12 protein-coding genes and 1 pseudogene are annotated in these 13,015 nt (G+C 64.1%); 5 read left to right on the plus strand and 8 right to left on the minus strand.

What is annotated here, in order from left to right; genetic code table 11:
• Positions 1 to 64 precede the first annotated feature (64 nt).
• From CV770_RS28610 to lptF, 3 genes are read right to left on the minus strand one after another with little or no spacing between them, the layout of a single operon-like run.
• The gene (locus CV770_RS28610) at positions 65 to 2,554 is read right to left on the minus strand and encodes an LPS-assembly protein LptD (RefSeq protein WP_201760083.1); all 2,490 of its coding nucleotides are present in this window, start codon (positions 2,552 to 2,554) and stop codon (positions 65 to 67) included.
• Positions 2,554 to 3,651: an LPS export ABC transporter permease LptG gene (gene lptG / locus CV770_RS28615; RefSeq protein ID WP_018317553.1), complete on the minus strand. Its 1,098-nt coding sequence runs from the start codon at positions 3,649 to 3,651 to the stop codon at positions 2,554 to 2,556. Before lptG ends, CV770_RS28610 begins: the two co-directional genes overlap by 1 nt.
• Positions 3,648 to 4,817, minus strand: a complete 1,170-nt coding sequence (gene lptF / locus CV770_RS28620; RefSeq protein WP_091954986.1) for an LPS export ABC transporter permease LptF — start codon at positions 4,815 to 4,817, stop codon at positions 3,648 to 3,650. The genes lptG and lptF overlap by 4 nt, the downstream gene beginning before the upstream one ends.
• Positions 4,818 to 5,156: 339 nt before the next feature.
• Here lptF and CV770_RS28625 point away from each other — a divergent pair, with 339 nt between their 5' ends.
• From CV770_RS28625 to CV770_RS28635, 3 genes are all read left to right on the plus strand, one after another.
• A complete protein-coding gene (locus CV770_RS28625) occupies positions 5,157 to 6,656 on the plus strand; it encodes a leucyl aminopeptidase (protein WP_104464758.1) in 1,500 nt (499 codons plus the stop codon).
• 6 nt (positions 6,657 to 6,662) lie between these two features.
• On the plus strand, positions 6,663 to 7,115 hold the full coding sequence (locus tag CV770_RS28630) for a DNA polymerase III subunit chi (protein WP_018317550.1): 453 nt from the start codon (positions 6,663 to 6,665) through the stop codon (positions 7,113 to 7,115).
• A gap of 166 nt (positions 7,116 to 7,281) precedes the next feature.
• Positions 7,282 to 7,761, plus strand: a complete 480-nt coding sequence (locus tag CV770_RS28635; protein WP_201760084.1) for a hypothetical protein — start codon at positions 7,282 to 7,284, stop codon at positions 7,759 to 7,761.
• A 165-nt stretch (positions 7,762 to 7,926) separates the two neighbouring features.
• On the opposite strand, the gene CV770_RS28640 is transcribed toward CV770_RS28635, so the two are convergent.
• Positions 7,927 to 8,400 carry a hypothetical protein gene (locus CV770_RS28640; protein WP_104464760.1) on the minus strand — a complete coding sequence of 158 codons (474 nt, stop codon included), beginning with the start codon at positions 8,398 to 8,400 and terminating at the stop codon, positions 7,927 to 7,929.
• Positions 8,401 to 8,425: 25 nt separating this feature from the next.
• On the minus strand, positions 8,426 to 8,794 hold the full coding sequence (locus CV770_RS28645; RefSeq protein WP_104464761.1) for an antibiotic biosynthesis monooxygenase family protein: 369 nt from the start codon (positions 8,792 to 8,794) through the stop codon (positions 8,426 to 8,428).
• A 98-nt stretch (positions 8,795 to 8,892) separates the two neighbouring features.
• On the opposite strand from CV770_RS28645, the gene CV770_RS28650 reads away from it, so the two are divergent.
• Positions 8,893 to 9,363: a MarR family winged helix-turn-helix transcriptional regulator gene (locus CV770_RS28650; RefSeq protein ID WP_104464762.1), complete on the plus strand. Its 471-nt coding sequence runs from the start codon at positions 8,893 to 8,895 to the stop codon at positions 9,361 to 9,363.
• 160 nt (positions 9,364 to 9,523) lie between these two features.
• Complete coding sequence (locus CV770_RS28655) at positions 9,524 to 10,492, plus strand: tripartite tricarboxylate transporter substrate-binding protein (RefSeq protein WP_104464763.1); 969 nt, start codon at positions 9,524 to 9,526, stop codon at positions 10,490 to 10,492.
• A gap of 89 nt (positions 10,493 to 10,581) precedes the next feature.
• On the opposite strand, the gene CV770_RS28660 is transcribed toward CV770_RS28655, so the two are convergent.
• The 3 genes and pseudogenes from CV770_RS28660 to CV770_RS43485 form a co-directional block, all read right to left on the minus strand.
• The gene (locus tag CV770_RS28660; protein WP_104464764.1) at positions 10,582 to 12,444 is read right to left on the minus strand and encodes an ABC-F family ATP-binding cassette domain-containing protein; all 1,863 of its coding nucleotides are present in this window, start codon (positions 12,442 to 12,444) and stop codon (positions 10,582 to 10,584) included.
• Positions 12,445 to 12,496: 52 nt separating this feature from the next.
• Positions 12,497 to 12,670, minus strand: coding sequence for a hypothetical protein (locus tag CV770_RS42800; RefSeq protein ID WP_018317543.1), 174 nt, complete (start codon positions 12,668 to 12,670; stop codon positions 12,497 to 12,499).
• A gap of 219 nt (positions 12,671 to 12,889) precedes the next feature.
• A pseudogene (locus CV770_RS43485) lies at positions 12,890 to 13,015 on the minus strand (sulfur globule protein precursor); the annotation flags it as partial.

Genomic DNA, 13,015 nt, shown 5'->3' on the forward strand with positions numbered 1-13,015 from the left:
TCGCTCGCATGTCAGCCGCGTCGAGCCTGTGATGGGGGCAAGCGCGGCCGGCACTTCAAACCGTTCACTGGAGGCCGGCGGAACTGCTGGTCGTCGACGAGGTCGCCAGCGTGCGCAGGCCGATCTGGAACATGAACGCATGGCTCAGGACGGGCGGCGCGGTGCCCGCCGAGTAGCTATACGAAGTTACGTAGTTCGCCGCCAGCACGAAGCAATCGTCGACATAGCCGGCACCGAGCACATACTGGTTGAGCTTGTTGGCCTCGAGGTCCCACCGCGCCGAGCCCGACACCACCCAGTTGGTCGCGATCTTTATGGAGCCCGAGGTCAGGATGCCCTCGCGGCGGGTCAGATAGCCGAGCTCCGGCTGCGCCGCGTAATTGCCGTACAGCACGCTGACCGCCCAGCGATTAAAGTTGGCGCGGCCTTCCGCCTCGAAGCGCTGCACGTTCCAGGTCTGCTCGTCCATGCGGGAGCGGACGCTGAACGTGTAGGTGCTGTTGGGCGAGTAGCTGGCGCTCGCGACGTAATCGGAACGCGGCTTGTCCAGGCCGGAATTGAGGCCGGTATTGATGGGGTCCTGGACCGCGAAGGAGTTCATGCCGAACAGCTGGTAGGACTGGCCGAACAGGGCCTTGACGGCGCCGCCCTTGTCGAACTGCGTGGTGGACTGCACGCCGACATTGGCGCGGCCGCCGCCCTCGACGCGGTCGTAGCCGGAGAACTTGTCGACGCTGAACAGGTTCGAGGCGTCGAACACCATGCTCTGGGCGTCCTCGTTCGGGAGCTTGCCGGCATAGGTCTCGTTCGGCCGGATGATGATCTGCGCGATCGGCTCGACGGTGGTCGAGCCCCAGGGCTGAATGTTGATGAAGGGGTAGCGGTATTCCAGGCCCACGGTCGGCATCAGGCGGAACGCCTGGGTGTCGCCGACGGGAAGATAGTTCGACACGCCCGGCTGGTTGGAGACCGAGGAGTTGATGGCGTCGGCGCGCAGGCTGGCGAACGGCGTCCAGATCTGGCCGAGCGGATCGGTGAAGGATTTGCGCCACTGCGCCTCGGCCGTGAGGCGGGTGTAGGTGCCGGGGAAGCCGCGCAGCAAGCACTGCGACGGCGTGCGGGCGAGCGGATCGGCCGACGCCGTCGTGCACAGGCTGTTGGTGTTCGCGATCGTGGTGATCGGATCGAACACCGCCTGATCACGCGACAGGTTCACGAAATTGGTCTTGTAGCTGAACTCGCCGCCGAATACCGGATAGTTGAGCACGTTGGAATAGTCGATCACCGGATAGACGATCGGCACCTGGCTCTGGTTACCCGAATAGCTCAGCCAGTACATCGTGCGCGCGTCGAAGAAGCTGCGGTTGCCGACGCCGGTCAGATAGAGCTGCGACAGCGCCTCCGTCGGCAGCAGTAGGAACGAACCGAGCGGATCGCGGTACTGGTAGAGCCGGTAGTCCGAGAAGAAATAGTAGTCGGACATCAGGACGCCGTCCCAACCCCAGACCCATTTGTCGTTCAGCGCGAACTGACCCTTGGTGTCGACGGCGCCGCGGAACTGCTTGTCGCCCGGCTGGCCGGAGAACGCGCCGGGATCGAGCTGGTCGATGCCATAGGCGCGGATCTGGTAGGCGCCGTCGATCAGGCGCTGCCGGAATTCTCCCTGCAGCAGCACGCCTTGCCGCGACAAGAAGCGGGGGTTGATGGTCGCGTCCATGTCGGGCGCGATCGCCCAATAATAGGGAACCTCGACGCCATAACCCGTGTTCGACGTGCCGGAAACATAGCCCGGCATCAGGAAGCCGCTCTTGCGCTTCACGGTCGGGTCTGGCGTCGAGAAATAGGGCATGTAAGCGAGCGGCACACCGAAGAATTCGATCTGCGCCGTCTCGAAATACAGCATCTTCTCCTGCTGGTCGTGGATGATGCGCGCACCCTTGACCTGCCACAGCGGCGGCTTCTTCGGATCGTCCTTACACGGCGCGCAGGCCGTGTAGACGCCGTTCTCGAACACTGTGTAGTTGCCGCTGGAGCGGTCGGCACGGCTGGCGGCCATGCGGGTCTGGTCGGCGGTGTCCACACGCAGCGAATCGACGAAACCGTCGCGGTAATCGTCGGAGAGATCCATGATCTCGGCATAGGTGATCTTGCCGTCGGCATCCGTCATGCGGATGTTGCCTTCGGCATGCAGCCGCTTGGTCTTCTGGTCGTAGATGACCTTATCGGCCTCGACGCTCGTGCCGTTGTAGAACAGCTGGACGTTACCGACCGCGGAGACGCGCGAATTGTTGTAGTCGTAGTCGACCTCGGTCGCCTGAACCAACATCTGGTTGTCGTTGGCGGCCTTCGGCGGCTTCGGGCGCGGCGGCAGCGGATTGTAGGTGAAGCTCTGGGCCGAGGCGGGGGCTACAGCAGCAACGTCGATCAGCGCGCCGAGCGATGCCACGGCAGCGACAGCCATCATGAGCCTGCGAAGAGACAAGCCGGACCCGTTCGCGCGCATCACGATGCGGCGCGTCAAACGAGACACGGGTCCTCGATGGACGGCAGTCACTAACCGTCCTCCTGGTACAACAAGGCCAAAAAGCCGGTGAGGCCGCCCACCACCACGGGCAACCACGCCGCAGCGATCGGATGCATCAACTCAGCCTTGCTCAAGTCTTCAGTCACTTTCGACAGAACGTAGAGCAGAAAGCCTGCGCCCACGCCACTCAAAACCATCTTCTGCACGCCGCCCATCCGGAAGAAGCGCAACGACACCGAGGCCGCGAGCATCACCATGGCGGCAAGCAAAAACGGCTGTGCCAGAAGCTTCTGATACTGGAGTCGGTATCCGGCTGTCGCGAAGCCCGAGCTCTCGGATGAGCGGATGTAGCTCGGTAGTTGCCAAAAGGACACAGTCTCGGGGGTGGAAAAGCTGTTGCGGACCTGCGCCTCGGTGAGCGTCGTTGGAATCTCCAGGGTGGCCTGGTCGATCGGCGGGGAGTCCAGCGAGAAGCGGCGAACGGATTTGAACAGCCAATGGCCGGACTCCAGTGTCGCCTCGCGCGCCTCGATCCGCTCCTTGAAGTGACTGTCTGTGTCAAAGCGGAACAGCGTCAGGCCGGTGAGTCGGACGCCCTGCTGCTCGCTGCGCGCGGCGTTGATGATGGTCTGGCCGTCGCTGGTCACCTGATTGAGCCAGAAGCCGGAAGCGTCCTGGATGCCGCCGCCGGGCGCCGAGCCGAACAGCTCGGCTTCCATGCGCTTGGAGAGCTCACGCAGATTCGCCGACATCGGATTGTAGGCGACGGTTGCGATCACCCCGATCAGGAGCGCGCTGCCGAGCGCCGGTGAGATGAACTGCCATGCGGAGATGCCGGCGGCGCGCGCAACCACGAGCTCGAGCCGGCGGGAGAGGGCGAGATAACAGGTCATGGCGCCGATCAGCATGCAGAACGGCGTCAGCTTCTCCAGCAGTTGCGGCACCCTGAACAGCGAGGTCTCGGCCACCATGAGCGCCGAGGCGGACGCCAGCCCCGAGGTCTTGCGCACCATCTCAATGTAGTCGACCAGCACCAGCAGCAGGAAAATGCCCAAGAACACGCCGAGCGCCGCGACCACGAAGCGGCCGGCGAAATAGCGTCCGAGTGTGTTGGTGAGCATGCTCATGCGGTGGCCGGCCGTCCGAACAGCTGCGCGATGCGCGCGTTCGACCTGTTGATGGCCTCCATGAGGCCAGGGGGCGGCTCGACCACGACGCCGCGGATGATCATCCACAGCCCGACGCCGATGGCGCCCATGACCATCGCATATTGCACCAGCACCGGGCTTGGCGACTTCACCGCCATCACCGAGCAGGCAAAGCCGGCCATGCGCAGGCCGAACACCGCAATGACCGAAGTGCCGATCGAGAAATTACGGCTCTGGCGGGTGGTGCGGGGCGCACCGAGGAAGGCGAAGGTCAGCACGGCGAAGGCGAAGGGATAGATCGGCGCGAGCAAACTGTCATGCAGGGCCGAGCGGAACTGGCCGGGAATCTGCTTGTAGACGGGGTCGTTATCGGACGGCGCGAGCAGCTCCCAGAGATAGCGCTCGCGGATGCCGAGGGTGACGTCGCGGCCCTGGTTGGAGAACTTCGACATGTCGAAGCCGTAGCGGCCGAAGGCCACCAGCGCGGGATCGCGCTTGCCCGCCTCGAAGCGCTGGAGATTGCCCGTCTCCAGCACCAGGAACGAGCCGGTCTCGTTCTTCACGACCTCGCCGTGCTCGGCGACGATCGAGACGCGCTCGTTCGGATCGCGGCGGTCGTCGATGAAGATGCCGGCAAGGATGCCGCCGGGCTGGCGTTCGCGAATCCGGATCGTGAGGTTCTTGTCGAGCTGGGCGAAGCGGCCGGGCTGCAGGATGTTGGTGAGCACGTCCGCGGTGATCTCGGCATCCCACTGCTTGATCCGCCGCATGCCGTCGGGGGCGAGATAGGCCGCGATGAAGGCAACCAGCAGCGCCACCACGCAGGTGGCGTAAAAGAACGGATAGAACAGCCGGAACGGCGACAGGCCGGCGGCATTCATCACGATGATCTCGGAATCGGTCGCGAGCTTGTTCAGCGTGTGCGAGATCGCGATCATCAGCGCGATCGGCGAGATGATCAGGACCAGGGCCGGCACGACGAGGCTGGTGATGCCGAGGAAGGTGAGGATGGTCTGACCCTGGCTCGTCATCAGGTCGATGCCGCGCAACGCCTGCGTAATCCAGATCACGCCAGTGAGGCTGACTAGGATCAGCGCAAACGACGCCAGCGTCGTGCGGAAGATATACCTATCGATCGACCCCATGCGCTACCGCACGAATCCCACCAAGTCCCCAATGTCGGCCGAAACTCCGCTGCCCAACCAATCCCCGATCAGGGGATCCCCAAGGTTGGCCAGCGCCTCTTCCGCCAGCTCACTCTCTCACTACCATCCCTTTGATCCGTCAACAAAATGGCTGCCCCGTGGCACCCTCATAATATGGTTAATATTTCGCTCGTTGTGGCCTTGAGGCCACGGGGGGTGCTTGGCATCTGCCGGGGCGCTGGCCCATAGTGCGGGTGGCTCAGTGAATCGCCGTTCATGTCCGGCCCTGGCCAGGGACCGTGAGCAGCAAAAAGACCAAGATTTTTGAAGGAGTTACCCATGTCCGATGCCATCAAGGTCGGCTTTGTCCCATTGTCTGCCGCCGCCCGTGGCATCATGGTCGTGTTCTGCGACGACAGTCTGAAGGTTGGTCCGGCGACGGCCAAGGCGCTGGGCGGTGCTATCGAACTCGTGAAGCGTGCGGCCGCCGCCGCCGCCTTCAAGGGCAAGAGCGGGGCAGCGCTCGACATCCTGGCGCCGGAAGGGGTGAAGGCCACCCGTCTGCTCGTGATCGGCGCCGGCAAGGCGGCCGGCCTGAAGGCGAACGATTTCCTCAAATTCGGCGGTGTGGCGGCGGGCAAGCTTGCCGCGGGGGCGGCTGCCATGACCATCATGGCGGAACTGCCAAGTGGTGCGATGACGAGCGAGCAGGCGGTCGCGATCGCCTCGGGCCTGCGCTTACGCGCTTACAAGTTCGACCGCTACAAGACGAAAAAGAAGGACGGCGAGGAGGGCGGCTCGCGCGCCGACATCTCGCTTGCGGTCGGCGATGCCGCTGCCGCGAAGAAGGCGTTTGCCTCGGCCGGCCACGTCGTCGACGGCGTGATCATCGCGCGCGACCTCGTCAACGAGCCGCCGAACGTGCTCTTCCCCGAGGAATTCGCGCGCCGCGCAAGTCAGCTCCGCAAGCTCGGCGTCAAGGTCGAGGTGCTCGACGTCAAGGCGATGCAGAAGCTCGGCATGGGCGCGCTGCTCGGCGTCGGCCAGGGCTCGACGCGGCCGAGCCGCACCGTGATCATGCGCTGGGACGGCGGCAAGAAGGGCGAGGCGCCGGTGAGCTTCGTCGGCAAGGGCGTCTGCTTCGACACCGGCGGCATCTCGATCAAGCCGGCCGGCAGCATGGAGGACATGAAGGGTGACATGGGGGGAGCGGCCTGCGTCGTCGGCCTGATGCACGCGCTTGCCGCGCGCAAGGCCAAGGTCAACGTGGTCGGCGCCATCGGTCTCGTCGAGAACATGCCCGACGGCAATGCGCAGCGGCCGGGCGACATCGTCACCTCGATGTCGGGCCAGACCATCGAGATCATCAACACCGACGCGGAAGGCCGCCTCGTGCTGGCCGACGTGCTTTGGTACGTCGCCAAGAAGGTGAAGCCGAAATTCATGGTGGATCTGGCGACGCTGACCGGCGCGATCGTGGTCGCGCTCGGCACCGAGCATGCCGGCATGTTCTCCAACAATGACGAGCTCGCCGAACGCCTGCTGGCGGCCGGCATCGAGAGCGGCGACAAGGTCTGGCGCATGCCGCTCGGTCCCGAATACGACAAGCTGATCGATTCCCAGTTCGCCGACATGAAGAACACCGGCGGCCGCCATGGCGGCTCGATCACCGCCGCGCAGTTCCTGCAGCGTTTCGTCGACGGCACGCCCTGGGCCCATCTCGACATCGCCGGCACCGCCATGGGCGCGCCGAAGACCGACATCAACCAGAGCTGGGCAAGCGGCTATGGCGTCCGCCTGCTCGACCGTCTCGTCGCCGACCATTACGAGCGCAAATGATCTGAGATGACCGAAGTCCTGTTTTATCATCTGCAAAACATGACGGTGGAGAACGTGTTGCCGCCGCTTCTCGAGAAATCGCTGGAGCGCGGCTGGCGCGTCGTGGTGCAGTCGACCTCGGAAGAGCGCGCCGATGCGCTCGACGCGCATCTATGGACCTATCGCGACGATTCCTTCCTGCCGCACGCGACATGGCGCGTGAACGATGCCGCCGATCAGCCGATCGTGCTGGCGATCGAGGAGGGCAATCCCAACGGCGCCCATGTCCGATTCCTGGTCGACAACGCGGCCTTGCCGCAGGACGCGCAGGGTTATGCGCGCATGGTGTTGCTGTTCAACGGCGACGATCCGGATGCACTCGCGCTTGCCCGCAGCGCCTGGACGGATTGCAAGGAGCGGGGATTTGATGTCACCTATTGGCAGGCCGACGAGCGGGGCCGGTGGCAGCGTCGGAATTAGGGGTCCTTCGCAATTAATGATAATTTGCACTTTTCGGGCGATGCTGGCTTTTGTCACCTTCGTGCCGCAAAGTGATGTTGGGACAATCGCTTAGGGCTGGTCCTTCACGCGGGGAATTTGGTTTATCGTGCGACATCAAAAGCTTCCCAAGTCGCTCATAGTTGCGTTGGCTGCCGTAGCACCGCTGGTTGCGGGCTGTTCGGGGACCGATCTGCTGTCCAAGGACGCACAATGGTTCAACACGCCCAGCCGCCTCTTCATCAAGAACATCTCGATCGAATCCCCGCCGCTGACCCCCGACAAGGCGGTCGGAGCTGAGGATCTCGTCAGCGCCGACGGCGGCTGTCCCGGCATGGCGCCGCCTCCCGGGCCGGCCGATGCCAATGCATCGACGACGGCGCCGATGGGCGGCACGGTCGCGCTCGGCCATACCGAATGCGACGTGGTGCGCGGCATCGGCGCGCCATCGAACGTCAATCTCTCCAATGATGCCGCCGGCCGCCGCGTTGCCGTCGTCACCTGGGTAACGGGGCCGCGCGCCGGCATCTACACGTTCACGGCTGGACGTCTGTCGTCAATCGAGGGCAATCCAGATCCGCAACCGGTGCCGAGGGCGACCAAGCCGAAGCCGAAGAAGCACACGTAGGCGGGGATCGCCTGCACCACAACGGATCGGCTGCGCGCATCGCAGACGTTATCGTGCTGCTCCGTAAATCGCCATCTGCTCGAATAGCGGCATCGATGCCGTGGTTCTGAAGGACGCGGGCGAGCGTGGGCGGACCCGATCGGAAGCCCGCTTCGCGCGCGAACCTCAGAGCATCGGCTTGGTGTTGAAGCGATCGGGTTGGCGAACGCGGAACCGGCCCTTCATCTTGAAGCCGTCACGCATATTGAGGCCGAGAAGAGCGATGTTCATCGCGCCGGCCAACAATTCGAGAGTCTGTACCGCGTAGAACGTGGTGTCGAACTCCGCGGCCTTCGCCTTGAAGGCAAGAAACAACGCGGCGGGAATGAGAAGCAGGATGCCGTTGCAGGCGATGAACGGCATACGCTTGATCTTCGCGCCGATCACGCCACCACGTCGTCCCTTTGCCAGGAAAAATCCTGAGCCTCCCGTCACCGCCAACGCCGGAACCAGCAACAGGAAGCCCCAGGGTATGGCCAATTTCACCGTGGCTATGCTCGCGTGCGACGCAAATAGCTCGGTGAGGGCCGTGGAGAGCCAGAAGGTCACGATAGTCGTCAGCGCGACAGCGCCCGCGACTGGGTGGATGATCCTGGTCATCGCGTTCTGCCGTTTTCGAAGCGAGCTACGCCACACAGATGCCGGGCACGGCGACCTTCTCGAACAGGTGCAGAGAGGCGACGGCGGATGAGGGATAGGCTGCGATCTTCGATCTGAACTCAGGATGTGTGAACGCAGCCCGGAAGTGGGCAGTCGATTCCCAGACGGCATAGTTCAGATATGTCGGGCTATCGCCGATCGCGCGGTGAAGCTGGGTGGCAATGAAGCCCGGCTGCCGCTTCATGAAGGCTGCATCGTCCTGCCAAACCTGGAGGAAGCTCTGCTCGTCGGTCTTGTCGAGCGTGAACACATTCACCAGCACTGCGGGGCTGGTGTCGATGCCAAGCTGACGTTCGATGGGAAAGTTAGGGTCCAGAGGGCGTAGGTGCGCCATGGCAGGCTCCGTTCGATATGGCAATATGGTGTCAATGTGGTACTATACGCACCGTAGATATTTGACATCATGATGTCAATAACAGTTTATGGTGACGGATGCCGAAATCCTTGCGAACGCCGGCCGGTGATGCTCTGTCGAACCTCGTGCTTGACCTGTTCCGGCTGAATAGCCTGCTCCTGACCGCAGGGGACCGCCTTGTGGCCCGGCTCGGGCTCACGAGCGCTCGCTGGCAGATTCTCGGCGCCATCGTGCATGCGGAGCGCCCCCAGCCGGTGGCTTGGCTTGCCCGCGATCTGGGTGCCAATCGCCAGAACGTGCAGCGGATCGTCAATGACCTGCACGCGGAAGGCCTCGTTGCTTTCGAGGCCAATCCGCATCACCGCCGAGCGCAGCTTGTCGTCCTGACCGACAAGGGGCGGCACGCTTTCGATGCCGCCATGGCTTTGCAGGCGCCGTGGGTCAACGGCCTTTCCGAGGGGCTTCCGGTCAAGGACCTGCAAACCGTTCATCGCATCGTCGCGGACCTGCGGACGAAGCTCGAGAGCGAGACAGAGAGCCAGGCTTAGCGCACGGCGAGCGGGCGGAATTGACGGCAGCTCTTCGCGACATGTTCCCGGAACGCAGCTGCGGCCGAACAATTGCTGCGCGCTTCTGATGAGTCGCTTTCCTGATGGTTTTGCAGCCAGGAATGCGCTCATATGGAGCCATAAAAATCTGGAGGAGACTATGCGGTTCTCGATTGCCCTCGTATCGGCTCTGCTTCTGCCGCTTGGCGCGGCCGTTGCCCAGGACTATCCGACGAGGCCCATCACCATCCTGGTTCCATTCGCGGCGGGCGGGCCGACCGACACCATCGCCCGTCTGACGGCCGCAGGCATGGGGAAATCGCTGGGACAGCAAATCGTCGTCGAGAACGCGACCGGCGCCGGCGGCACCATCGGCACGACCCGCGCCGCGCGCGCCCAGCCTGACGGCTACACGCTGCTGATCCATCATGTCGGCATCTCGACCGCCGCGACGCTGTACCGCAATCTCAGCTATGACACGAAGACGGCGTTTGCGCCGATCGGCCTCGTGACCAACGCGCCGATGACCATCATCGCGCGTCCGGATTTTCCGGCCAACACGCTCAAGGAACTGGTCGCCTACGCCCAGCAGCAGGGCGACAAGCTGACTTACGCCAATGCCGGGTTAGGTGCGGCATCGCATCTGTGCGGCATGCTGTTCATGACGGCGATCCAGAAGCAGCTCACCACGGTGCCCTACAAGGGCAACGGTCCGATCATGAACGATCTGCTCGGCAAGCAGATCGATCTCACCTGCGATCAGGCGACCAACACCACCGGGCCGATCACGGCCAAGCAGATCAAGGCCTATGCGATCACCACCAAGGAGCGGCTGAAGAGTCTGCCCGATCTGCCGACGGCCGATGAGGCGGGCCTCAAAGGGTTCGAGCTCGGCGTCTGGCATGGCCTCTATGCTCCCAAGGGCACTCCGCCCGCGGTCGTGCAGAAGCTGACGGCCGCGCTGCAGACGGCGCTCAAGGATCCGGCGCTGATCGCCCGGTTCAACGATATCAACACCGAGCCCGTGCCGCAGGACAAGGCGACGCCCGAGGCGCTGGGCGCGATGCTGACGAGCGAAGTCGACCGCTGGGCTCCGATCATCAAGGCGGCCGGGCAGTTCGCGGACTAAGCAGATAATCCCATGAAGGATAGCTTGGTCAGCTGCTTAATGCAGGGTGATTAATTACCGCTACATGGGGTTGTTTTCCAGATTTGGATTCAGCCCGCAGCCTCGTCGAACTGCGTGCTTGCCTCGAGCCACTGCTCCTCCGCGCGCGCCAGCGCATCGGCGGCATTGGCGCGCGCCTTTGACAGCTGCGCGGCCTGCTTGGGATCGCGCGTAAAAATATCGGGCAAAGCGAGGGCCGTGTCGATCTTGGTGATGATGTCGCTGACGCGGGCGATCTCGGCTTCGGCTTCGCTGATGCGCTTCTTCAGCGAGCCGCGATTGTCGGGCCGCGCGCGCTGCGGCTTTTCGCTTGGCACACTGCGCTCGCGCGGGGCGGGCTCGCCGTTGCGCGCGGACAGCACCAGGCGGCGATATTCGTCGAGGTCGCCGTCGTAATTGGTGACGGTGCGGTCGGCGACGATCCAGAGCCGGTCGGCGCAGGCCTCGATCAGATAGCGATCGTGCGAGACCATGATGACAGCGCCGGGGAATTCGTTGATGGCTTCGGCAAGCGCGGCGCGGCTGTCGATGTCGAGATGGTTGGTCGGCTCGTCCAGGATGATCATGTTGGGGCCGAAGAAGGTCGCAAGGCCCAGCAGCAGCCGCGCCTTCTCGCCGCCGGAGAGTTTTCCGACTTTAGTGTCGGCCGCCTTGCCCGAAAAACCGATCGCGCCGGCGCGGGCGCGCACCTTGGCCTCCGGCGCATCGCCCATCAGCTTGCGGACGTGGTCATAGGCCGAGGCGTCCTCGTTCAGCTCGTCGAGCTGATGCTGCGCGAAATAGGCGATCGACAGCTTGTCCGCGCGCGTCACTCGTCCCGAGAAGGGGGCGAGCCTTCCGGCGAGCAGCTTGACCAGCGTCGACTTGCCGTTGCCGTTGGCACCCAGCAGCGCGATGCGGTCGTCATTGTCGATGCGCAGCGTGACGCGGCCGAGCACGGACGCCGCGGGATCGTAGCCGACGGAAGCGTTGTCGACGGCGATGATCGGCGGGGACAGAATCTTCTCCGGCGCCGGAAAGCTGATCTCGCGCACGTCCTCGGTGACGAGCGCCGTGATCGGCTTCAGCCGCTCCAGCATCTTCACGCGAGACTGTGCCTGGCGGGCTTTCGAGGCCTTTGCCTTGAAGCGGTCGACGAAGGCCTGCAGGCGGGCGCGCTCGGCCTCCTGGCGCTTGACCTGCTTGGCATCGAGCAGCTCGCGCGCGGCGCGCTGCTCCTCGAACGAGGAGTAGGTGCCCTTGTAGAGCGTGAGCTTGCCGCGCTCCAGATGCAGGATCTGGTCGACCGAGCTTTCGAGGAGATCGCGGTCGTGGCTGATCACGATCACCGTGCGCGGATAGTGCGCGAGGTGATCCTCCAGCCACAACGTTCCCTCGAGGTCGAGATAGTTGGTGGGCTCGTCGAGCAGCAACAGGTCGGGGGCTGCGAACAGCGTCGCGGCGAGCGCGACGCGCATGCGCCAGCCGCCGGAGAATTCGGCGCAGGGGCGGAGCTGATCGGCGGCGGAGAAGCCGAGACCGGAGAGGATCGCGGCGGCACGGCTCGGCGCCGAATGCGCATCGATGTCGACCAGCCGGGTCTGGATCTCGGCGATCCGGTGCGGATCGGTCGCGCTCTCGGCTTCGGCGAGCAGCGCGTCACGTTCGAGGTCGGCCTTGAGCACAACGGAGATCAGGCTTTCGGGTCCGTTCGGGGCTTCCTGGGCGAGGCTGCCGACGCTCCAGCGCGGAGGCAGGGTCACCGAGCCGTGCTCTGCCGCGAGCTCACCGCGGATCACCTTGAACAGCGTCGACTTGCCGGTGCCGTTGCGTCCGACCAGGCCGACGCGCGATCCGGGCGTGATCTGCACGGAACTCTGGTCAATCAGAAGGCGTCCGGCGAGGCGGAGGGAGAGATCGGTGATCGCAAGCATGCGGCCTTGTCACCGCAAGGCGCGTCGAACGCAACCCGTTTTTCGCAGCCGTTCAGTGCGAGTCGCGGTCGCGCTGCCTCAGCTCGTTCATGAGCTGCTCGAGATGGGTCGGGAGCTGGGGTTCGGGACGCAGGCTCTGCTGGAGCCGTTCGCCCACCGCATCGCAAATCGAGCGGCTGGTCCGCCGATCGATCTGTTCGCTGTCATTGGCAAAAAGGCCAGCCATCGCGCAGGTTCCGTGTGCTCAAAGTAAGGACACGGTACCAAGTCCTTGGCCCCCAAAATGGTTTCGCCGTTTTTGGGGCATTGCCGGCATTCTCGTCAAAATTGTATGAACCCCGCTATATCCGCCCAAAATGCGAAGCCCCGGCGGGGGGATCGCCGGGGCTTCTCTTGGAAGGCAACCGTGGGGGTCGGCAGCCTTTAAGTCAAGGTGCTGTCGGGCTCAGTAGCAGCGGTTGATCATCCGCCAGCGGGGTCCCCAGGGGGTCGGGACCAGCCGGCGCACATAGCAGCCGCCATAACCGTAGGAGACGGGGGCATAGAAACGCGGACCGCCCCAGCCGTGGCC

It is taken from the genome of Bradyrhizobium sp. AC87j1 (assembly GCF_002936975.1).
GTDB classification, from domain to species: domain Bacteria; phylum Pseudomonadota; class Alphaproteobacteria; order Rhizobiales; family Xanthobacteraceae; genus Bradyrhizobium; species Bradyrhizobium shewense.

Coding starts and splice junctions, on each gene's coding strand:
- CV770_RS28625 (WP_104464758.1), top strand. CDS start 5,157: ATGTCCGATGCCATCAAGGTCGGCTTTGTCCCATTGTCTGCCGCCGCC.
- CV770_RS28655 (WP_104464763.1), top strand. CDS start 9,524: ATGCGGTTCTCGATTGCCCTCGTATCGGCTCTGCTTCTGCCGCTTGGC.
- CV770_RS28660 (WP_104464764.1), bottom strand. CDS start 12,444: ATGCTTGCGATCACCGATCTCTCCCTCCGCCTCGCCGGACGCCTTCTG.
- CV770_RS28640 (WP_104464760.1), bottom strand. CDS start 8,400: ATGACCAGGATCATCCACCCAGTCGCGGGCGCTGTCGCGCTGACGACT.
- lptG (WP_018317553.1), bottom strand. CDS start 3,651: ATGAGCATGCTCACCAACACACTCGGACGCTATTTCGCCGGCCGCTTC.
- CV770_RS28645 (WP_104464761.1), bottom strand. CDS start 8,794: ATGGCGCACCTACGCCCTCTGGACCCTAACTTTCCCATCGAACGTCAG.
- CV770_RS28650 (WP_104464762.1), top strand. CDS start 8,893: ATGCCGAAATCCTTGCGAACGCCGGCCGGTGATGCTCTGTCGAACCTC.
- CV770_RS42800 (WP_018317543.1), bottom strand. CDS start 12,670: ATGGCTGGCCTTTTTGCCAATGACAGCGAACAGATCGATCGGCGGACC.
- lptF (WP_091954986.1), bottom strand. CDS start 4,817: ATGGGGTCGATCGATAGGTATATCTTCCGCACGACGCTGGCGTCGTTT.
- CV770_RS28630 (WP_018317550.1), top strand. CDS start 6,663: ATGACCGAAGTCCTGTTTTATCATCTGCAAAACATGACGGTGGAGAAC.